The 22,096-nt window shown below is 44.1% G+C and carries 21 protein-coding genes; 6 read left to right on the plus strand and 15 right to left on the minus strand.

Annotated features, from left to right (window positions below; translation table 11 throughout):
• Positions 1–2: 2 nt before the first annotated feature.
• The 3 genes from K1M91_RS02595 to K1M91_RS02605 all read right to left on the minus strand — a co-directional run bounded on the left by K1M91_RS02595 (position 3) and on the right by K1M91_RS02605 (position 1,922).
• Positions 3–1,040, minus strand: coding sequence for an NADP-dependent oxidoreductase (locus K1M91_RS02595; RefSeq protein WP_232799996.1), 1,038 nt, complete (start codon positions 1,038–1,040; stop codon positions 3–5).
• A 108-nt stretch (positions 1,041–1,148) separates the two neighbouring features.
• Positions 1,149–1,508, minus strand: a complete 360-nt coding sequence (locus K1M91_RS02600) for a VOC family protein (RefSeq protein ID WP_232800044.1) — start codon at positions 1,506–1,508, stop codon at positions 1,149–1,151.
• Positions 1,509–1,571: 63 nt separating this feature from the next.
• Positions 1,572–1,922, minus strand: coding sequence for a DUF4870 domain-containing protein (locus K1M91_RS02605; protein ID WP_232799997.1), 351 nt, complete (start codon positions 1,920–1,922; stop codon positions 1,572–1,574).
• A 214-nt stretch (positions 1,923–2,136) separates the two neighbouring features.
• On the opposite strand from K1M91_RS02605, the gene K1M91_RS02610 reads away from it, so the two are divergent.
• From K1M91_RS02610 to K1M91_RS02620, 3 genes are all read left to right on the plus strand, one after another.
• Positions 2,137–2,550 (plus strand): CBS domain-containing protein, encoded by a 414-nt coding sequence (locus tag K1M91_RS02610; protein ID WP_232799998.1) that lies wholly within the window; start codon positions 2,137–2,139, stop codon positions 2,548–2,550.
• Positions 2,551–2,724: 174 nt separating this feature from the next.
• Entirely contained in the window at positions 2,725–3,669 is a 945-nt protein-coding gene (pfkB, locus tag K1M91_RS02615; protein WP_232799999.1) for a 6-phosphofructokinase II, read from the plus strand.
• Positions 3,670–3,771: 102 nt separating this feature from the next.
• On the plus strand, positions 3,772–4,692 hold the full coding sequence (locus tag K1M91_RS02620; protein WP_232800000.1) for a manganese-dependent inorganic pyrophosphatase: 921 nt from the start codon (positions 3,772–3,774) through the stop codon (positions 4,690–4,692).
• A 230-nt stretch (positions 4,693–4,922) separates the two neighbouring features.
• On the opposite strand, the gene K1M91_RS02625 is transcribed toward K1M91_RS02620, so the two are convergent.
• On the minus strand, positions 4,923–5,573 hold the full coding sequence (locus K1M91_RS02625) for an NINE protein (RefSeq protein WP_232800001.1): 651 nt from the start codon (positions 5,571–5,573) through the stop codon (positions 4,923–4,925).
• A gap of 271 nt (positions 5,574–5,844) precedes the next feature.
• Entirely contained in the window at positions 5,845–7,521 is a 1,677-nt protein-coding gene (locus K1M91_RS02630) for a SulP family inorganic anion transporter (protein WP_232800045.1), read from the minus strand.
• A 221-nt stretch (positions 7,522–7,742) separates the two neighbouring features.
• On the opposite strand from K1M91_RS02630, the gene K1M91_RS02635 reads away from it, so the two are divergent.
• Both K1M91_RS02635 and K1M91_RS02640 read left to right on the plus strand, forming a co-directional pair.
• Positions 7,743–10,502: a M16 family metallopeptidase gene (locus K1M91_RS02635; protein WP_232800002.1), complete on the plus strand. Its 2,760-nt coding sequence runs from the start codon at positions 7,743–7,745 to the stop codon at positions 10,500–10,502.
• Between the two features lie 180 nt (positions 10,503–10,682).
• Entirely contained in the window at positions 10,683–11,342 is a 660-nt protein-coding gene (locus K1M91_RS02640; protein ID WP_232800003.1) for an START domain-containing protein, read from the plus strand.
• A gap of 122 nt (positions 11,343–11,464) precedes the next feature.
• Here K1M91_RS02640 and K1M91_RS02645 read toward each other — a convergent pair whose 3' ends face one another.
• On the minus strand, positions 11,465–12,475 hold the full coding sequence (locus tag K1M91_RS02645) for a hypothetical protein (RefSeq protein WP_232800004.1): 1,011 nt from the start codon (positions 12,473–12,475) through the stop codon (positions 11,465–11,467).
• 406 nt (positions 12,476–12,881) lie between these two features.
• Here K1M91_RS02645 and K1M91_RS02650 point away from each other — a divergent pair, with 406 nt between their 5' ends.
• Positions 12,882–13,652: an ABC transporter substrate-binding protein gene (locus tag K1M91_RS02650; RefSeq protein WP_232800005.1), complete on the plus strand. Its 771-nt coding sequence runs from the start codon at positions 12,882–12,884 to the stop codon at positions 13,650–13,652.
• A gap of 110 nt (positions 13,653–13,762) precedes the next feature.
• On the opposite strand, the gene K1M91_RS02655 is transcribed toward K1M91_RS02650, so the two are convergent.
• The 9 genes from K1M91_RS02655 to fdxA form a co-directional block, all read right to left on the minus strand.
• On the minus strand, positions 13,763–14,671 hold the full coding sequence (locus K1M91_RS02655; RefSeq protein ID WP_232800006.1) for a hypothetical protein: 909 nt from the start codon (positions 14,669–14,671) through the stop codon (positions 13,763–13,765).
• Between the two features lie 52 nt (positions 14,672–14,723).
• Positions 14,724–15,263, minus strand: a complete 540-nt coding sequence (locus K1M91_RS02660; protein WP_232800007.1) for a hypothetical protein — start codon at positions 15,261–15,263, stop codon at positions 14,724–14,726.
• Positions 15,224–16,075, minus strand: coding sequence for a hypothetical protein (locus tag K1M91_RS02665; RefSeq protein WP_232800008.1), 852 nt, complete (start codon positions 16,073–16,075; stop codon positions 15,224–15,226). Before K1M91_RS02665 ends, K1M91_RS02660 begins: the two co-directional genes overlap by 40 nt.
• Before the next feature lie 226 nt (positions 16,076–16,301).
• Positions 16,302–17,717 carry a hypothetical protein gene (locus K1M91_RS02670; RefSeq protein WP_232800009.1) on the minus strand — a complete coding sequence of 472 codons (1,416 nt, stop codon included), beginning with the start codon at positions 17,715–17,717 and terminating at the stop codon, positions 16,302–16,304.
• A gap of 266 nt (positions 17,718–17,983) precedes the next feature.
• Complete coding sequence (locus tag K1M91_RS02675; RefSeq protein WP_232800010.1) at positions 17,984–19,471, minus strand: hypothetical protein; 1,488 nt, start codon at positions 19,469–19,471, stop codon at positions 17,984–17,986.
• A complete protein-coding gene (locus K1M91_RS02680) occupies positions 19,468–20,562 on the minus strand; it encodes a hypothetical protein (protein ID WP_232800011.1) in 1,095 nt (364 codons plus the stop codon). The genes K1M91_RS02675 and K1M91_RS02680 overlap by 4 nt, the downstream gene beginning before the upstream one ends.
• Complete coding sequence (locus tag K1M91_RS02685; protein WP_232800012.1) at positions 20,552–20,764, minus strand: hypothetical protein; 213 nt, start codon at positions 20,762–20,764, stop codon at positions 20,552–20,554. Before K1M91_RS02685 ends, K1M91_RS02680 begins: the two co-directional genes overlap by 11 nt.
• 3 nt (positions 20,765–20,767) lie before the next feature.
• Entirely contained in the window at positions 20,768–21,340 is a 573-nt protein-coding gene (locus K1M91_RS02690) for a DUF4124 domain-containing protein (RefSeq protein WP_232800013.1), read from the minus strand.
• Between the two features lie 252 nt (positions 21,341–21,592).
• Entirely contained in the window at positions 21,593–21,916 is a 324-nt protein-coding gene (gene fdxA, locus K1M91_RS02695; protein WP_232800014.1) for a ferredoxin FdxA, read from the minus strand.
• Positions 21,917–22,096 lie beyond the last annotated feature (180 nt).

Below are 22,096 nucleotides of genomic sequence, written 5' to 3' on the forward strand. Positions count from 1 at the left end.
GATTATACCGCCGAGTTTAACTGCACGACAACCTTACCAAAATTATCACCTTGCAGCATGCCAATAAAAGCAGGTACTACAGACTCTAATCCTTCATAAAGGTGCTCTTTATATTTCACCTGTCCTGACTTCAACCATTGATCCATCACAGGAACAAAACCATCGTAACAGTGACCGTAATCATCAAAAATAATAAAGCCTTTCACTGTTAATCGTTTAACTAAAATAGTGCCCATTAATTGTGATAGACGATCAGGCCCAGCAGGCAGCTCTGTGGCATTATATTGCGACACTAAACCACACACAGGCACGCGAGCGCCCGTATTAAGTAACGGCAACACGGCATCAAACACCTTACCGCCTACATTCTCAAAATAAATATCGATGCCTTTGTCACACGCTTTATTGAGTTGGTCTGCGAAATCTTCCGCACGGTGATCAATACACGCATCAAAGCCTAATTCATCTTTAGCGTGAGCACATTTTTCTGCGCCGCCTGCAATACCAACCACTTTACAGCCTTGCAACTTAGCAATTTGCCCAACGGTTGCACCTACAGGACCCGTTGCAGCCGCCACCACTAAGGTATCACCAGCTTTGGGTTTACCTATGTCCATCAAGCCCATATAAGCCGTAAAACCAGGCATACCTAAAATGCCCAGCGCATAAGATGGGTGAGCAGGATTTTTGCCCAAATTAAACAAACCTTCACCATTGGACACCGCATAGTCCTGCCAACCACTGTAAGATAACACCCAGTCGCCTAACTCGAATTTATCATTGTTGCTACGCACCACTTGCGACATGGTCGCCCCCACCATCACTTCTTTTAAGCCCACTGGCGGCGCATAAGATTCGGTGTCGTTCATGCGTCCACGCATATAAGGGTCAAGTGAAAGGTAAATAGTACGCAGTAGAATTTCACCGGCTTTCGGCTCAGGGATTTGCGTTTCATTAACAATAAAGTTGTCTGGCGTTGGCGCGCCAACAGGACGAGAGTTCAATAAAATCTGACGATTATAAGAATGTGCTTGGCTCATATGATTTTCCTTAATCAATAAAAACAACCTGCCATGGCAAGTGACACTGTGGAGATGCAATATCGCATGCTAGCAACGCGGTGTCTACGTTATGAAAATCTTAATCGATCAGTCTTGCGACTCAGACCAAACCGCAAATTCATTACCACTGGGCTCAATAAAGTGAAAGCGACAACCACCAGGAAACCCAAAAATAGGCCGGTTAACCACCCCGCCAGCCTGCTCTACTTTTGCTAATGTCTTATTAATATCATTACTGTAAAAAACCAATAACGCACCACCGCGGTCAGAGTGGCTAGCCAACTCAGCTTGGTAAAATCCACCGTCTAGCCCTTGACCAGAGAAAGCCGTATATTCAGGGCCAAAATCCGTAAATGTCCAACCAAAGACTTGACTAAAAAAAGCTTTTGTTAATGCTAAATCTTTGGCCGGAAATTCGACATAGTTTAACTTTTCATGCTTACTCATCATCGCACTCCCAATAAAAATGGCGCGAAACTCGCGCCATTAAGTCTGTTTGACTATCGTCTATTACTTTAAGAAACGTAACGTAAATGGCACTCGGAATTGCTCGCCTTTTGAGGCTGCAATCGCCCCCATAATACAAAAGATAAGGTTACAAATAGCAATCACAGGAATCAATAACGCACCAATAACAATAATACTTAAGATAAATGCCACCACATAAGCGATAGCTACCGTAATAGACCAGTTTAGCGCCTCTTTAGCTTGATCTTTAATGTAAGCATCATCGGTTTTAACTAAATACAAAATCAAGCAAGGAATAAAACCAAAAAAGATAGTTGCCACCCAACCAATCAACGCCATGTTCTTTGAATCTTGGCTTATTTCAGTCACACCTTGAGATATTTCGTTACTCATTAATTGTTCCTTAAACTATTGATAAAAATAAAGTAACAAAATCATACCCGAAACTCACCACAACTTCTGTGATGCTGGATTTAAAAGCAGCGCTTCAGATTAATAGTCAAAACCTATTAAACCAGTAGAAACAACCCAATTTACCTAATCAACGTAAAGCGTACACTCAAGTTAACTTAATCAATTCGATTAACAAGTTATATCAGGAGGCCTTATGCCTGCATTGTTAGTAAAAGATTTCATGAGCAAAAAAGTGGTTAGTTTCACCAACGAAACGTCAATTGCTGTGGCCGTACATAGCTTACTGCAGTCGCATCAAATTGGCGCCCCTGTCATCAATGAACATAAACAGGTAATCGGTTGGATCTCAGAACAAGACTGCTTAGACAAAATGCTCAAGTCCAGCTATCACTGTGACGAAACGGCACTGGTCGGAGACATTAAGAATGAGCAAGTTTTGAGCGTGTCTCCGCAAGATAACGTGTTAGATTTAGCCAATAAAATGCTCGGGCAAAAACCAAAAACCTACCCCGTGGTAGAAGATGGAAAACTGATCGGCATCATTGCGCGCCGTGATATTCTTAACGCCGTCGATCAACATCTAAGCAGTTGTTACACCCGCAAATAACTTAAATGCTTTATTTAGCGTTAAGGCCCCACTTTGCGCTAAATTATTTACTATACCCAATCAACTTGAAGATGCATGTTTCAAGCCTCTCCAGGTTGATTGGGTATATATTAATAGACACAAGGCTACTAACCATTACATGATTAAGGCTGTTTCAGTTTAGGAATCAGCCAAATGCAAAAAATAGTCACCATTACCGCTAACCCCGCGCTAGATTGCGCATCCACTACCCCGCGTATCATTGCCGAAGCGAAACTACGCTGTACTGACCCCGTGTTTGAGCCCGGTGGTGGTGGCATTAACGTGTCTCGCGCCATTAAAAAACTAGGTGGCGATTCAGTGGCTATTTATCCTGCCGGCGGCTCAACGGGCGAGCACTTAACCCAATTACTTGAGCAAGAAGGCATCACTTGCCAGCCATCAACCTGCGCGACTTGGACCAGACAAAACCTTAATGTAGTCACGCCCAACGATAACGCACAATACCGTTTTATTATGCCCGGCGCGTCGCTTTCAGCTGACGAGCAGCAACAACTGTTAGCACAACTAGCGCAACATCAAGATGCCGATTACTGCGTGATCAGCGGTAGCTTAGCCGAAGGCATGCCCGGTGACTTGGTTGCCGACATTGTTAACTATTGCCAAAGCCAGCAGATTAAAGTGATTTTTGATGCCTCAGGCCCTGCCCTTGAGAAAGCGGTCGCACAAGGTGGGTTATATCTCATCAAACCCAACGCCAACGAGCTCGCATTGCTAACTGGCTCAGAACTGATTGTGCCCGAAGAGCTAGAGCAAAAGGCGCGAGAAATTATCAACCAAGGTAAAGCCGAGGTGGTATTAGTGTCATTAGGGCCACAAGGCGCGCTCCTTGTCAGTAACGATATTTGTGAACAAATCGTGCCACCAAGGGTCAAAAAGAATAGTACCGTAGGTGCTGGCGACAGCATGGTTGGCGCCGTTAGCATGGCACTAGCACAAGGAAAAAACCTTCGCGAAGCGGCGCGTTTAGGCGTGGCTGCAGGCACTGCCGCCACTATGAACCATGGCACTCAGCTATGTAATGCTGATGATGTTGCTAACTTGTACCAGTGGATATTAAGCAAGCATCCCCTAGTATAAACGGTTAAGTCGTAACATTTTTGCTACTTTTTAAGCCGATAATGATTTCCGAACAGATGTAAACTTTGTTAAAATCGCCGAAAATTAAAGGAGAGTTACACCATGCCAGTTTATGTAGTGGGTCATAAAATCCCAGATTCAGATTCTATTTGTGGCGCTATCGCCCTTGCTTACCTAAAAAATCAAATTGGTGAAGCATCAGTGCCAGCACGTTTAGGTGAGCTATCACCTGAAACTGCATTTATCTTAGAAAAATTTGGTTTTGAAGCACCTGAATACAAAACCAGCTACGCCGGTGAAGAAGTTTACATTGTTGATCACTCAGAACTGACTCAAGCGCCAGATGATATCGACCAAGCCACTATCGTTGGCATTGTTGACCATCACAAACTAGGCGACCTCACCACATCAACCCCCCTTGAGTGTTGGATCCGCCCTGTCGGTTGTAGTAACACCATTATTAAAATGATGTACGACTTTCACAACGTTGAAATTCCAGCCAATATCGCGGGCATTATGATGTGTGCCATCTTAAGTGACACGGTTATCTTCAAATCTCCTACTTGTACCACGGCCGACATTAAATGTGTTGAAGCCCTTGCAGAAATCGCAGGTATTGCAGATTTTAAAGAACTCGGCATGGAAATGTTTAGAGTAAAATCAGCTGTTGACGGCACCCCAGCGCGCGACCTTGTGATGCGTGACTTCAAAGATTTCAACATGAATGGCAACCTAATCGGTATTGGCCAGTTAGAAGTGATTGACCTGTCTGTGTTTGATGAAATCAAAGCTGACCTAGAGGCTGACATCGCAGCATTAAAAGAAGAAGGCAAACGTCACAGCGTAATGCTACTGCTAACAGACATCATGAAAGAAGGCTCAGAGCTACTAGTAGTAAGTGATGATGTGAGCGTTGTTGAGCGTGCCTACGGTAAAGCGCCAGTAGATGGTCGTGTTTGGCTAGACGGCGTATTAAGCCGTAAAAAACAAGTGGTACCGCCACTACAAGATGCGCTTGCTTAATTAACCTCAGTTCTGTTTAAGCCTAACGCTGCCAGATAAAGTATGTTTTACGGCAAAATTTCGTTTTCAGGGATGAAAACGCAAAGCTTATAGGGACATATTCACAGAGTTTTTGCAGGAAAGCATACTATTTCGCTTATCCAAGATTCGGATTAATTAGCTGATTGGCAAAAAAACCGGCTTACATAGCCGGTTTTTTTATATCTCACGTTTGAAAAGCAGCAGCTAATTTAGCGACAAGGCGGCGGCAAGTACTTAACCGCAAGCGTTGAACCGGTGCAATCCCATTCAACTTGATCACCATTTAAGCTCGCCTGATAAATCAACGCACCTGTCAACTTAGATTCTGGAGTAAATTCCACTCTAATGCGCCCGTTATAGACATCAAGCAACGCTATCGCTTTGTTATCTGGGTAACGCACCACATCAATCGCTTCGTTATCGGCTGGCAATACTTGCTCTTGTGCAACATAAGCAGCTATTTTTGCTTGCACTAACTGCGCCTGCGCATGGCCCATGCCGACATTCGCTTTAATGGTGTAATCTTGATAAGCAGGGATCGAAATCGCCGCCAAGATACCGATCACGGGCACCGAGACAAAAGGCAATAACACCATCACCAAAATAAGCACAGTGCCACCTTCATTGCCCAGCTGGCGGCCCTGATTGTATTTATTATTCCATTGCTGCTGATCCGTGGCTAGAAACACGATGCCTTCAATTAAACCAACAATCGCAGGAATCAAAGTCCAGCTAAATAACAAGTAAAACACGCCCCACCATTGGCCGAGAAAAAACCGGTGCAAGCCCAACGAGCCACCAATAATCGCCAACAACGCCGACGCTACTCGGCTTTTATATTTCAGCTCTACTTGTTCCATTAATCATCCCTTATGATTTTTAATCAGGCTTAACTCTGCATCCAAGCCATCTTGCTCTTGTTTCACGAGACGCCGTAAATACATCCATGTAGGCTTAAATCAAGGCATCCCTGCCTTGGATACTCGTTCAATCAAAATCAAGATGACTTACCACTACTTAAGCGGCTCATTTTGACAAAAAATTTAGTTTTAGATACAAAAAAAGCCTAAAACCGCCAAGGTTTTAGGCTTAATGTGAACAAGCTAACAATCAGCTGTGAATCCCTGTTGGCTAAGCCATTTTATTAGACAGGCGTAAGCGCTCGCCTTGCACCACATCCAAAGCCGCTTCTAGCGCCGCTTGGCGTGAGTCTAAGAACTGCGATTTCGGCACCATCTCGGAGACAGAAAGGCGATCAAGCTGTGCTTGCGTATCCTTGTGGGGGCACAAAATAAAGACCTGACAACGCGCTTCTAATGCATCTTTAATTGCGTTTTCCAAGGCCAATGCCACTGTGACATCTATCATCGGCACATCGCTTAAATCTAAGATCATCGCCTGGTATTTATTGATACTGCTGTGCTGGCGAGTAATGGCTTTTGAGACACTAAAAATCATCGGACCAGACAGATAAAAGAACAACACCTTACCGTTGGTTTGGTCTAACAAATCACGCTCTTCCGGCGTTAATGGCACATCATCTTCAGCATCACTGATGGCTTTAACTTGTTTTGCTTGCTCGCGACTTAAACGCTCAATGATGATGATATTAGAAATAAATACCCCTAATCCCACCGCCACTATCAAATCAACAAAAACGGTCAGTAACATCACGCCATACATAATAACCGTACTTTGCATACTCACTTTATGAGCGCGTTGTAAAAAGCTCCAATCAAGGATATTAAAGCCAACGTAAACCGCAATACCGGCCAGTACCGACATCGGAATTGGCTCGGTTAAACCGCCAGCAACCAATACCACTAACGCCAATACTAAGGCACGAATAACCCCAGACAGCGGAGAGCGCGCACCCACTTGAATGTTAACAACCGTGCCCATAGTCGCGCCAGCGCCCGGCAAAGCACCAAACAAACCCGAAATCATATTGGCGATACCTTGGCCGCGCAGCTCCTTGTCAGAATCATGCTCTTTACGAGTGAGCGAGTCACCGATAACGGCCGTTAACAAGGTATCAATACAACCTAGCGTACCCAACACTAAAGCATCAATTACCATGGTGGTAAGCAACTCAGGGGTAAACGTAGGCAAAACAATACTGGGCAAGCCACTTGGAATTTCACCAATGCGACGAATGCTGTCCATATCAAACAACCACACTGACAGCAGCGTTACCGACACCAATGCCACCAGCTGAGCGGGCACATATTTACGATAAGCCTTCGGCATTAAAAATAGGATCGCGAGGGTTAAACCACCCAGAAACAATTCATTGAAATGCAAATTACTGATGGTTTCTGGCAGCGACATCAGCGTACCAGACACCCCGCCGGAAGGCGCGGCATGGCCCATTAACGGCGACAACTGCAAAATGATAAGAATGACGCCGATGCCCGACATAAAGCCGGATATCACGCTATAGGGCATTAAGGTAATGTATTTGCCCATTTTTAATGAGCCGAGAATAATTTGGAACAGACCCGCCATCATCACCACGGTAAAACTCATGGCGACCCCCGCTTCGGGGTATTTAGCCACCATCGCGGTTAACACCGCCGTCATGATCACTGTCATCGGCCCGGTTGGCTCGGAAATAAGGGAAGATGAACCACCAAATAAAGCAGCAAATAAGCCAACCAGAATGGCGCCCCACAAACCAGCTTCCGCGCCAGCCCCAGATGCCACACCAAACGCTAACGCGAGGGGCAGTGAAACGATTGCGGTAGTAACGCCACCAAACGCATCACCTTTTAAATTGAATTCTTTAAACCTCTGAAGAGACACAATAGCATTCCATGTTAGGTTAAATTTTCAGGATTCTACCATTTAAGTCACAGATGAATAGCATTTTTTGTGTTAAGCATCGTGCGCAACCCCGCTAAAATTAAGCACAAAAGATGTAATCGACATTAAAATCAAAAGAAAATAAAAAAACCTTTGACATAATATGTCTTGAGCAACTAATCTTTTCTTCATACTTTCCATCCCGCTACGCCTTGGAGCCAAGCATGAGACTTTGCCATTCACTGTGTTTTGCACTTATTGCACTGTTATACAGTTTGCCAACCCTTGCCACCCCCCTACAACCCGACCCCAATTGGCAAATTCATCAGCTCGATAACGGCTTTCAGTACCGCCTGTATTCGGTAGATGAAACCAGCGATCGCGTGCAAATTTACCTGTGGGTTAAATCGGGAGCAATTGATGAAACATATGAGCAAAAAGGCGGTGCTCACTTACTTGAACACATGGCGTTTAACGGCACCAAGCATTTTCCGGGGCATAAAATAAAAGCCCTATTTGAACAATCAGGGCTCGCTTTTGGTCAAGACTTAAATGCCTACACTTCTTTCAAAGACACCGTATACACTTTGAGTATTCCTGAAAATGACAACGAGTTAATGAACGAGGTGCTACTGTATTTATCCGATGTGGCACAAAACATCACCTTAGATGAAACCGAAGTGGCTAAAGAAATTGGCGTGGTAAAAGGCGAGTATTATGCGCGACTTGGCAATACTCAAGATCCTGACACTTACTATATGGAGAAAATGTCCAAGTTCAGTGGCTATAACTTTAAGCAACTTATCGGCACAGAGACGCAAATAGAAGAACTTAATGCTTCAGAGCTAAAAAAATATTACCGCACTTGGTATCGCCCCAATAACATGGAGTTATTAGTCGTAGGCAATTTCAATCAAGAGCAACTTAGCCAATCAATTCAAAAAAAATTCTCCCACTTAGAAGGTCAAGCTCCCGTCAAAAAGCGTCCTGCAGAGCCTGGATTTCAAAGCGCTGGTCTCACTTTTAGCAGCGAGAAAGTTAAACAAAGCCGACTGAGTTTTAATTACCTGCTTCCTGAAAGAGCGCTAGTCACAAAGCAAGATAAGTTTAACGAGCACTTGATCCAATTTACCAATGCCATGCTCAGCGACCGCCTAGGCCGTGCTAATGAGTTAGCTGACAGCGCCTTTTTATCAGCACAAAGCTATATCGGAATACCAACTTATGTTGGCAACAATGTTGTGTTTTCTCTCAATGTCGAGCATGGTGAAAAACAAATAAAATCGGCAACTCACTGGCTAACAAAAGAAGTTAAAAAAATACAGCTATATGGTTTTACTGAAGCGGAATTTAACCAACAAAAACAACTCTATCTAGCCCTACTGAGTCAGTTAAATCAGTTAAGCAAACAGGCCACATCTGAAGCCATCATAGAAAGCCACCTCACGTTACTGCAACAGCAGCACACGCCGATCAGCCAAGATGACGAGCAGCGGCTGCAACAACAGTTTATTGAGCAAATCACCCTAGCGCAGGTTAATCAGTTTGCCAAACAGGTGTTAGTCAACCCGCAAAAGTACCAAGTGACTCAGGTCAGCCATGCTGCCGCCGAGCCTTATGAACTTGAAATTTGGCAAAGTGAAGCGCAGCAGCAAGATGTTAAGGCGTACAGCGAAGAGCAATTTACCTCGAACTTTAATTTATCAGCCAAAATCCAAGGGCAAGGTGAAATCATAAACTCTGCGGCCTACCCACAATATGGTATTGAGACGCTCACCCTAGCCAATGGCTTGGAAATATTACTGCAACCCGATAACACCAATAAGGGCGAAATATACTTCCACTTTTCCGCGCTAGGTGGCGAGACCAGTTTAGCGCCAAAATACCGCGCCGCTGCCGCAATGCTCGCTGATGTCCAATTAGCCAGCGGCCTTGGTGAGTATTCGGCAAAGCAGACCGTGCAGCAGTTTATTGCACATTCCACCGACATCCTTCCTTTCATCAATAAGGGAGAGCATGGCCTAGCAGGAAGCACCACCAACGAGCACCTTGAATTTGCCCTTGCAGGCATCAGGCAAGCCGTCAGCTCAACCAAAATAGATGAACAAGTGCTGCAACACATCAAACAAAACTTCTATGACCATCAACGCATTGCAAGAATTGATACGCAAAACAAACTAATTAAAAAAGCCCTGTATGGCAATAATAAATATGAAGAGGATATCTCGCTTTACCGTATTAATAAGCTAACGAGTCAAGACCTGATTGACGTAAAAACGGCCCTATTTGGCTCAGCCAATGGCTTTAAGCTCACCTTGGTTGGCGATTTTGAACCCAGTGCAGCCAAACAATTGATTAACCAATACCTAGGCAGCCTACCCAGTGGAGATAAACATAGCGCACGCACTGCCCCCTTGTGGGTAAGCACGGAAAAAACAGAGCGACAGATAAACATGAACTTTGGTAATCGTGCCGATCTAAGAATGGAATTTGTTTACCAAGGCGTTACGCCCAGTGTAAAGCAAACCTATGGTGCAGACTTAATCAGTCGTATGTTAAGGGTTAAGCTCACTGACACAGTGCGCGAAGAATTGTCTCTCTCCTACTCGCCTTATGCCGTCTGCGACCCTATGGTAAGCCTCAACTACAGCCATTGCCGCATCCAAATTGTTACCGAAGCGAAAGATGTCATCAAAGCTAAACACGCTGTCGAGCAAATTCTCAGCAACTATTACAGCCAAGGTGTTGATGCAACGGAATTATCCCTGCGCAAAAGCAGTTTAGAAACCGCTATGTTAGATACCTTTAAAGACCCCAAAAGCCGCGCTGAGTTGATCCACCGTGATCTCGTTTATGGTTATCAAGTAGGAGAAATACTGGAAGTAAAAGCGAACGTTGCCAGCATCGACAAGCCATACATCGACGGCTTAATCAAGCAAATGTTGCAACAGGCAGGGCAAATAACCTTGGTGAACGAGCCTTAATAATCAAGCTATTAATTCAGTGCAAGTTAGCCCACTAGCTTGCACTGTCTGGCAAACCTTTATTCCTACAATAGAAATGAAACTAATCTGTGCATCACGCCGTATAATCGCAGGGCATAGCGAAAAAGACTCGCCACAACAAAACCAACTAATAGCCAAGTCATGACTAAGGAGCTTTGATTGCTTAAATATTGCGCTTTATTGGCCCTGTTGTTTTCGTGTATCACGCTAGCAACTCCCCAAGGGAGTTGGCAGCTAGTTAAATCAGAACAAGACATTACCTTATATTCACGCAAACATAGCGACGGCTTAGTTGAGATCCGCGCACAAATGTTTACCCCCACCAGCTACTCTGCCTTTCTCAACTTGCTGGAAGATACTCAACACGTGCCAAATTGGCTTGAAAGCGTCACACGTATTCGCGTGCTAGCGCAAATAAGCCCAACGGAAAACAAGGTGCACACCATATTTAAAGCCCCCTGGCCAGCGAAGGATCGCGACATGGTCACCTACTCACGTTACTTCTTTGACCAAGGAGCCTTTAAGTTGCAAATATCAGATGCGTCAAATACCCTGCCTAAGCAAGCAGGTTACATTCGCATCACTAAGGTCAGCGGGATGTGGACACTACAACGGCTCAACAACGGCACCACTCATATTGAATACCTTGCTTTTGCCGATCCCGGCGGCGCACTGCCAAAGTGGCTGGTAAATAAACTATCTATCGACAGTGTGTTTAACACATTTATCGGCTTACGCCGTGAGTTAGTGAAGTATCAAGATCAAGTTAACCCTAACGTAGTCAAACTAGCACGCGAACAAGGGCGGCTTATGCAGTAGTGATAACCAGCTACTGAAGAAGGTGGTTGAGGGTTGAGGGTTGAGGGTTGAGGGTTGAGGGCTGAAAACAACAAATGCCAGTCAGGAGCCTGACTGGCGCACCTAAAACTCAAGGCATCAATTTAATTGACTTGGGCGTCCAGCAATTGCTGATAAGTAAACTGATGATTTGCTGTTTCACCATTATTGTAGGTACTTAACGCTTCGATATAGTCAGGGTATAAGGTCAGCACCAACTGCGTGTTCTGATCGGCGGCGATACTCACTTTACCGCTAGCATACTGATGAGGTACGTAGCGATCGGATAATAAAATGGGGCTTAAGGTATTCACCTCTAAACTGCCACCAACGCCTTCAAACTCGCTATAAAGCTTAACGTTTTTATAGGTTAAGCTAAATTGGTCACCAGAGATCCCCATGTTGGTTTCAACCTTGTCGAACCTAACTTCGTTACGCTCACCGTAATTAATGTAAAGATCGGGGTACACTTCTGGCACTTGAATATTTTGTGGTGATTGCGCCGCCGGCACGGTTTTAACCACGCCATTAAAATTAGCAAGGTTACCATCGCGATCTTTCACCCATTGTGCCGTAAACCAAATAGCACCACTTAACTGCGCCTCACCAGGGTTATTCACATCTCCGGTAGCACGTGAGCAATGGTTAGCCGCAAACCAATAAGACAACACCGCCTGCTGTGAGTTATCTACCGTACCGTCCACTAAGCTATGTTTTTCTTGATGTACCGCATAAGTGGGTTGGTTTTGATAGGTATCGCCATTGATGCAGCTAGTGAGTGCTTGATCAACCGCATCAAACACAAAGTCCCCTTTAAACTGCGGTGACACATTCAATTCCTGAGTGCGCGCCAAATTGGGTAAGGTAATTTTAGGCGGGGTATAAGGTTGATTAAGCATATCCAGTGGCGTGCGAGCAAAGTTTTCCAACTCAAAAATCACCGACGCCACGGTCACCACGTTATCAGGGGTGATCGCCAGTTGTTTCTTCTCATAAACATGAACCGCATCTGGGCTCACCGATTGACCATCATTGTGGCTACTACCGCCACCACCGCCACAAGCGCTAAGCAACAACATGCTACCTAATGCGCCAACATACGTTAATTGTTTCATCCTGAAACCTCATTTAATTGTCCTGCGCGGATTATGCGCAGTGGGACTAAAAATGAAAAGACTTAACCTTATCTAGTACTTAAAGAACGAACAGCGGTAGAGTTTGGTAGAGGTCATGTCTTGTTGATAAGAGAGCAAAGCCAGCTCGGGCTTAAGGCTGGTTAATCGAACAAGATAAGCATTGCTGGAAGGTTTACTTGGTCAGGTTTCTTATACCTATTAAATTTGATATCCCTATTATTCAAACATTTGCTCCACAATACGATGCCAGTAACCTTGCTCAGTCTGCTGAAATAAACATCTTTAGTTGACTTAGGTCTATATACAACTGGTTGACTATAATGCTCAGATAAGACTTCTGTTATGATAGATTAGATAGTTAACAACACGTCAAGGACCTCGACGAGTGTATAAAATAGTCACTAAGCTAATCACTTCGCTATTGCTTCTATTTAGCTCCGTCAGTATGGCGAAGCAAGTCGTGTTAGTTGGCTTAGCTCATTTTCCTCCTTTTATTGAAGCGCGTGGCAGCCACCTTAGTGGCCTAGCCGTTGATATGATTGACTTAATGAATGCACAGCAAGATAAATACTTGTTCAAAGGAGTAAAAGTGATCCCTGCCACTCGGATCCAACTTTTTAAGCTAGGCCGTTATGATATGTCGATGTTTGACAGCCTGCATTGGGGCTGGCAAGACTTACCGGTAGATGCGTCCAATGTCTATTTACGGGGAGGCGAAGTCTATATTGCCGAGATGAAAGAGGGCCGAGACCAAAGTTACTTTAGTGACTTTAAAAATAAAACCATGGTTGGCGTTGAAGGTTACCATTACGCTTTTGCTGACTATAACGCCGATGCTGATTACTTAAAACAGACCTTTAATATGCAGCTAACCCGCAGCAACTTAGGCAGTATATTAATGATACTCTCGGGAAATCGCGGCGACATAGCCGTGGTTTCTAAGGCCTTTTTGGCGCAATACTTTGCTAACCACCCGCAACATCGTGAGCGCATATTAGTATCTGATAAAATGGACCAAGAATATAATCACACCATCATTCTTCGCCGTGGCATTAAGCCTGATATTGGTGAAATTAACCAACTTTTAAAAGAGTTAGCTGAGACTGGACAACTAGCACAATTATTTCAAAATATTCAATTGCCAAACAAACTTTAGCGATTTCCTCATATGAGCTAGCATTGCTGGAGCCTCACAACAAGATCAAACAACGGCTCGACAATAAGCAACTGTATTGATTAATATACAAATTTTTTCAAAGCTTACGGTCAAAACCGCTGCCATGGCTTTTCCACTTCCACTTCACCGGCTTTAACTTGCTGCCATAGTTGTTTAAATTCAGGCAAGAAGTCGCCCTGCTCAATTAGCTCGCGTAAGTAGCGCACGGCATTGGCGCGCGGGGTGTCGCCTTCTTGCTCTAAGTCAAAATGAGCAATGCGATAAAGGGCTTTGTGAAACTCCTCTAATACAGATGGATGCAAGATGTCTTTTGAAAATTCATTATCATATTTTAGGGTTGTCATGCACCAATCCAACACATCGGGGTATTGATATAAACAGTCGCGACAAAATATCGACGTAGAATCTTGTATCAGCCAAGCACCAAAAAAACCAAAATGTGTATAACCTAGCATACCAAAGATATCTTGCTCGGCTTTGGCTAGCTTGCGTTCCCTGACATCGGCGCGCCCCGATGTGATGACCTGCTGCAATCTATTTTTAACATACAAGGGGTCGGCAAACATAATGCGAAACAAGGTTACATTCTTGTTACCGAGATAAGGGAACTGGTATTCATGTAATGATTTGGTCGTACCGGTATGATCGATAAACTCACTAACAATAAACCTTAACCCTATCAATATATCCAGCTCATGGACTTGTTCAGATTCCATATAGGCTTTAAATAGGGGGGTTAACACCTCAGGATCATCGCTGGGATGCAGCCATAAAAACATCATTAAATCCAGCGGCCGCGGCGATTTATCACTGGCTTTTAATTTTTCCCAATTGGGCTGCTTGCCACGTAAATAATAGGCCTTAGCCATATTGGTATCGCCCTTGTTCCTGCACAGCGCGATGCCCGGCTCGATATCTTGCCACTTGGCTTTGCGCTCGGCTACCCAAGCCTTGTCTTTGGTGAGCCAGAAACTGGTGTCGAGTTGTGCTAATGTCATCTGTTTTTCATCCTTGATAACCCATTAAATTGCGTTGTCATCACTTAGGCTGCTAGCTCCAACGATTACCGCCTCTTTTCAACTTAAAAGTATAAAGCTGCTGTTCCGGTTGATACTCGGGTGCATCGCGCACTTTAAAGCAAGCTATAAAATAGCTGATCATTTCATCAATAATTACTCTTTGCTCGTCATTAAGCTCGAGTCCAGTTAAATTTAAAGTGAGCTTATTGCTAAAACGCCTATCTTCTCGTCGCTCTTGCTTCTCATGCCAAGCATCTAATATGGCCCAAAGGCGCTCAGTTAAATGGCGCAACGCGGTATCAAAGCGAGTCGGTAACGGGAATGAGAGTTGAATATCGTAACTGGACTTCAATAAATGATGATGGGTTTGCACCGCATTTTGCTCTTCTTCCGTTACTGTTAATTCCGTGCCATCCAGCTCACTTAATGCAAAACTTAATAGTCTGGCGCTAAACTCTGCATGAGTCCGCGCGCGACAATAAATTCGACCATTTAAGCAAGTCCAACTATGAGTAAAAGCAAGGGATTGATCTAGTAAGCGCGCCTTCCCCAGCGCTTTGCCACTGGGCACCTCATATAAATAAACCCAGCCATTGCAACCTTTTTCCAGCTCTTCAAAAACAAGGAGTTTAGTTGCATTGTCAAACAACAAATGTTGGTAACGATAAGATGAGGAATAGGCCGCGACATCAAATTCCACAAGCTCCAGCGTATCGATATTCCAGAGCCAATGATGCCCAGCCTCAGAAAAAGTGTGAATATAGTTTGAAAAAAATCAGGGCCTAATGTGTCCGTTAACTCAAGCCGAGTGACTTCCTTACCGGTATTCACGTCTAATGCTATCCAGCTTTTGTTGCGTTCAGTGATAATACAATTCGATTTTTCAGAAAAGGTCCTAAAGGTAAAACTGCCGACATCCGCTTGCCATAATACGGCGCCTGTTAACAGGTCAATTTTCATTAGCGATTTATCGTCATCACGCTCTGCAATACAAAACTGCTCATTGGCAAAAGAAAAAAATACATTACCGCATTTAATTTCAGCCACCTTCTCCCGAGAGGCGAGGTTGTAAATAAAAAAACGTTCCGTATCTTCTTGATAGGAAAAAATAATATACTTTGTTGACACAACAATTTGCCCGACCACGTTTTCTGGCAATTGAAATGAAGCAGACTTATTTTCAATGCGGTTAAACCAAGTCAAATAACGCTCATTATCGAGCTTGATATTGATTAAGTTTTTATCTACATTGCCCACCCTTTTGCCTTGTTCACTATTATATGAATCAATAAAATCAAACGTTGTGGCGTTGTACATAGCAAAAAAGTCAGAATAACGTTCGCTATTAATTTCGCCCATATAACAGGCTATCATTTTTTTCATCTTCAATATTCCTTTCAAAAGGCCTAGCGCTGACGCCAATATCGTACGGCACTGGCTTCAACGTTTCCCACTTGGCTTGCGCTCGACCACCCAAGCCTTGTCTTGAGTGCACCAAAGCTGGTATCTAGGGCTTCATGGCTGCCTTTATCAGGCCATCTAATGATGTTGTGATGAAAAAGGCCAATAAATACTGGCCTTTATCATTACCTATCGCCTTGTATCACGGTTAGTTTAACTTAGTAAACTGCACCGTTTTTGTGACAACGGCACCAGTGGCAACTTCATAGGTGTATAAGTTGTAGCTGTACACACCCGCTGGCCAATGTTTTGGCACGTAGAAGCTGGTTGGACCATAAATACCGTCTTTAAATAGGTCCACTTTTTTCGAGCCAGTTTTGTTATACACAAAGCCATTTGGCCAAGTGATGTTTTCACCATAACGAATAAAGAATGGTTCAACGGGCATAGAATAGGTTGGCGGCTCAATAAAATACACATCACGCATAAAGGTGATTTTGCCACCTTTGGCTGGCACGATTAAATTAGTGTCAGGTGTGTCCAACATCGTATTGATAAGCACCTTAGGCTCAGGGCCAGCATAAGCAGACTGATGGGTTAAGCTCACCACCTTTAAGCCACCCGCCATGGTGTGAATGCGCACATCAATGTCGGGAGTTTGCAGTGAGGGCAAACTTGTTGGCACGGATAAATCGCCTGTGGTGGTTGGATTTGGCATATAAACATCAAGTACAAAATATTGAATAACGGGCGCAGGATTACCAAACTTATCTTGCCCCAATAGCGGATAATGGTAAGCAAAATGATAACCCCTTAACTTTCCTTGGCCATCGGTATGAGCGCCAACTCTTAAAACATCACCCTCTAACTGTGGATCGACTGTGTAGGTATAGTCACCCACGGTTAGCGTTAATTCTGGCGTGCGATCTTCATAGTCTGCATCGGTTTCACCCGTGGACACCTTAGCCAAGTCCGTTTCCCATGAAAGCGTCCCCTTGGCCAGTTGATGCTCGGTAAAAGGCGATTGATTAGCAAATTCCACCACGGCTTCAAAGGCATAACTCACTTTGTCTACATCACCAACAGCATCACCACCAACTTGACTCAGTTCGGCGACATTATTTGGATTGCGCGATGGGAAATGAAGATCAGCCCAGTCGTTACCGGAGCTAAAACGATTAGGCCCAACTACAGGTTGTAAATTAATACTTGAAGGCAGCGACGAGCCAAACTGCGCGCCATCGGCATCAGAGATAATGATATCCATGGCTCCAATATTCTGGCCGTTAGCACTCATTAACGGGGCTTGTGATTGGATCACTAGGTCTCTGCGCCCATCGCCCATGCCATGATATAAATGCAACTGAAATGGCGTATACATCGAAGCATCAGCACGATAAGTTTGACCATCTAAAGTCACTTCAATAAAGCTACTGTTTGAAGTATCGACATATTGATGAGTGTATTGATCAGAGAAATTGAGTTGGGATTGGTCGTCGTATGACACCATGCCCTGCACTGGCTGGCCATCAGCAAAACTGCCACTAAATGGTACTTGAACTTGCTTGGCATAGACAGATGTTGCCAATAATGAAGCGGTGATCACACCTAAGGTTTTTAACATAACGGTTCCTTTGCTTGTCATAAATAAACACTACGGCTCGATTACGTCCCAATCGCCACTGCAGAAAATTATCTGACTGATCGAGTCGGCGTGGAGTTATAACGCACAGCTGCAGAAACGGGGTTAAATAATCACAAAAACATAAAAATCGCATTTCCTATAGCCATCACTATCGAATCAATTCAGTTTTACAGCAAACCGATTAGGGACATGGGCGAGGAGATAAATATGGGAAAAATGGAATCACTTGCCCCATATTAGATGAGCTAGTTGCGGCTCATAGACTTTTCAAACTGATTGCTAATTTGCTTATCGAGTGTTCTTAGACCAAAGGAAATAAGCAAATGGTTTGGAAACTCGGGGGAGATTTGTCGAAAAGTGTACCGAGTTGACGCTCTGCGCCACTTTGTGGCTGGCGTGTATTGACTCATCACCGCGATCACCACAGGCGGCTTGCCAGCCAATGGGCCATCAACAAATGTGAACGTCACCTTATCTTTATCAGCCTTGCTGGTTACATAACTTGGTAACGCGGCGCTTACTGGAAGTTTAGTTAAATCAACCGGCCAAAACGGCTCTTCTTCACCCACTTTCATATTTTTTGAAATATAAGTTAGGCGCGCCATTTGCAGGGCTTGATAGAGTTTACCGATGTAATGGCCTACGGCATTGGCTGATTCTGCGTCTTCATAACGCACGATGCCTTGGCCTAAATATTTATTCAAACTGGTTAGTACTTGGTCACCCACTTGATAACCACTGCGAAACGCCCAAAGCTTGTCAAACACTTGCTGCTTCCACTGCGCAATTTGCTTATCTGGCAGCGCAAATGAAGCTTGCTGAGTCGACTGGTGAGCTGCTAAATATTGTTGGTAGTTAATCCAGATAAAAAAGCGATCGACTTCTTCACCAATCGCCGAGATCATACTGGCTTGATAGTTAGGCCGCAGATCTTCATCAGCGATATAGCTCAGTCCCTCATCAATAAACTGATTCAGCTGCCGCCATTCTTGTTCATACAAAGTCAGGCTCAGATCTTGTTGCGTACTGGGGTATTCATTACGCCCATCTTGCAAATGGCGACTAATTTCAACGTACTCACTTTGATGTAAGTAATTACCTACTTGGCTATACAGCCCGACACCACCAAAGATAAAACAAAACAGGGCAAACAAGGTGGAAGATTGCAGCAGCTTTCGCTGTACTGGATTTTCACGACTGGGTAAGAACAAAGCTAATGCTAGACCAAGCAGTCCAGCAAAACCAAGCAAGGCTAAATAACCGCTATAACCTTTCAGTTTTACAAAATGATACAACCCCTTACACATCACTAACACGCTGGCGAGATAAGGTAAAATGCCAAAATCAAGGTTTTCCATCCCCGGTAAAAAAGCGCCTAATAAGGTGTTATCCACCACATAGCCGATAATTAATAAGGTGGTGGCAAGAGACAAAAAGCGCTGTGCTTTTAAGCCGTCTTGATTCGCTGGCTCGGGCGGTACATCTACTTGTTGCTGCGAGATGACTTGCGCCTTTAAACCTGTGTCAGTGAGTGTACGTTGTAATATTTGGGCATCTTGCTGCGACAAACCTTGACGATAAAACACTTGCCGTTGGCTAAGCCAAGCTTCGCATTCTGACTCACTGAGTTGCCATTGCTGGACTAAACTCGCCGCCACTTGTTCAGGTGTAAAACCAGCTAAACATTCACCGCTGGCAAGGACACAATATTGATCATTATTAAACAAACTCATGCGTTTTTACCTGCCATCAGTAATTGCAAAAACAGCACAATATTTAACTCGTTTTGGTTATGACAGCCAGCCTCTATCTTCACTGAGTCATCTTCGAGGGACCAACAACCTAGCTGATCACCATCCATATTTCGAGTCACCCAAGCAGCATTGCTATCAGTGTCTTGATTAATTCGCAAACCAAACCAGCCGAGCATTTTCTTGCCGATGCCCGCGAGGTGATCAAAATAGTCAAAATCCATTAAATCATCGCGCATTTCTGTGGCTAGATTTCCCGCCTTTTCTTCGGTGCCCCATTCATACTCACAGCGGTATAACTCCACCCCAGAGTCATCATAAAAGCACCAAATTTTAGCGCCGCGTAAATGACGTATTTGACCAAGCACATCGCCATGCTCGTCATAAACTTGATAAGCAAGTTGCAAAGGGGAATGAAAAAACAAACTACGACACCACAAACGTGCAGGCAACTTAGCGCTATAGACTTGGTTAGCACTGAGTAGCGCATTGATAAATAACATTAAGCCAAACAAACAAAAAATTCCCAAAGCGGTCGCTAAGCCATGAGGCAAGGTCGCCATAAACTGCGTTTTCAAGCCATGTTGCATTACAAAGTAGCCCGACACCATCGCCAACAGCGCACCAGCCGCTTCACTAAAGCCCGCTGTTTTACGATGAAATATTCGTTCGGTTGCGCTAGACAAGGTGACTGGGGATATTTGAAAACTGGCCGCGCGGTTAAAAATAAATCGTTTAAAACTAGCATGTTCAAAATTCAGCTCCGCCTGAAAAACCTTTTTCAGTACCGTATCTTCAAGGCTATTTTTATCGCGCATAAAAGGACTAAGTAAACCCCCATTAGGCGCGAAGGTCACTTCAGTGAGCAGACCGAGTTGACGTAATTTTTGTTGGCTAGCTTGTAGCTTTTCCAACTCAAGGGCGCGCTGCAATACAACTTTATTCCCTGACACTAGCTTATCGGCTTTGCTTTCACTGATTTTTAACTCATCAACTAACGCAAACTTTACTTCACCCCGCTCTAAACCTTTGGCTATTTCACCACGACACGTTAATAGATATTCATGGTGCATGCTTTTCAATCAACCTCTGACTGATGGTTAACAAACAAATGCCAATCAAAATAGATAATAAAGGCCATGCTGGTGCTCGCTCTATAGCGGTCATGTAAACCGAACTGATGCAGTTTAGTACACCTAACAACAATAATCCCCATGCCAGCCAGCGCAATACTCTACCTGATTTAAAGCTGGCTAAAAATGCCGATTCGGTCATATGTTAATACCCCGACATACCTGTTAATTGTCTGGCATACATACAAAAAACAAATTCTTCCGGATAGTTTAGATTGGCCAAACAATCAATATCGCGACTTTTACCAGACGTATAATGCTCAAGACAACTTGATTGTATACCCGGAGACGATACGGCTTTCATGGCTTTGCTATATTGCGCTTCAAACTCATGCTCTTTCATACCACGAGCAAGCTGTTTTTCTTTTGCTTCTTTTTTGATCGCTTTTAAACCTGCACCTAGGTTTTTAATGGCGCTGTAGCATTGAGTGGCAGGATCTTTGCCTCGTTCTTTTTTCGCACTCGAATCCGAGCTGTTACTTAGGCTGGTATAGGTTGGCTTTTTCGCCACTCCACGATAGTTTCCAGCTGGTAAATCTTCGGTAACCGAGACCTGATTAACATTGTGGGTGTCGCTCATGGCGGAGGCAGGCGTGTTATCGCTATAATGAGTAACTCCCTGCTCATCAACCCATTTATAGACTTTTTTTGCCATGCTAGGTTGACAAAATGCACATAGCAATAGAGGCAGGAGGATCTTATTCAAGCCACTTTTCATTGTCACTTCCTTGTTCCTCGCCAAAGCCGAACCAGCACGACTTTGACGAGACAATTTAACTAAATATACGCAATTAAAGTTGTCAGAAAGCGACTATTAACCGCTCATCAATTAAGTATATACATAACTGTATTATTGATAAAAAATAGATAAAAGTACAGTTAGCCTAATAAATTCGACTGAGTCATGTATATGAGGAGTATCAACCCTCGAGGTGGGAATAGGGGTTAACAGATCGTGCAAAAAAGCAGCTTAGGTTTCAAGATATTGCAGCTTGTCGGCAACACCATTCCACTCATCTGCATCGGCTGGCGCGTCTTTCACTTCGGTAATGTTGGGCCAAGTCAGCGCTAACTCTTCATTAAGGGCGAGGAAATCTTGCTGTTCGGGGGTTAAATCATCTTCCTGCACGATGGCGTTAGCTGGGCATTCCGGCTCACATAAACCACAATCAATACAGTCAATTGGGCTAATGGCTAAAAAATTTGGGCCTTCGTAAAACGCATCGGCAGGGCACACAGCAACACAGTCAGTGTATTTACATTTAATGCAGTTCTCGGTAACAACAAACGCCATGCTCATATCCTCTATCGCGTTTCAAGTACGCCCAAAAATTCGTGGCGGGATCATACTTAACTGGTGTTAAAAAACAAGCAACAAATGGCCTGACACCTCGCCCTGCTTAACGTAAAATACGCGCCATTGTGAGCCGCTGATGTAAGTCAAACGCTAAGACACCAACCAAAACCTGAGTAT

It is taken from the genome of Motilimonas sp. E26 (assembly GCF_021278025.1).
GTDB lineage: Bacteria > Pseudomonadota > Gammaproteobacteria > Enterobacterales > CBDFNC01 > Motilimonas.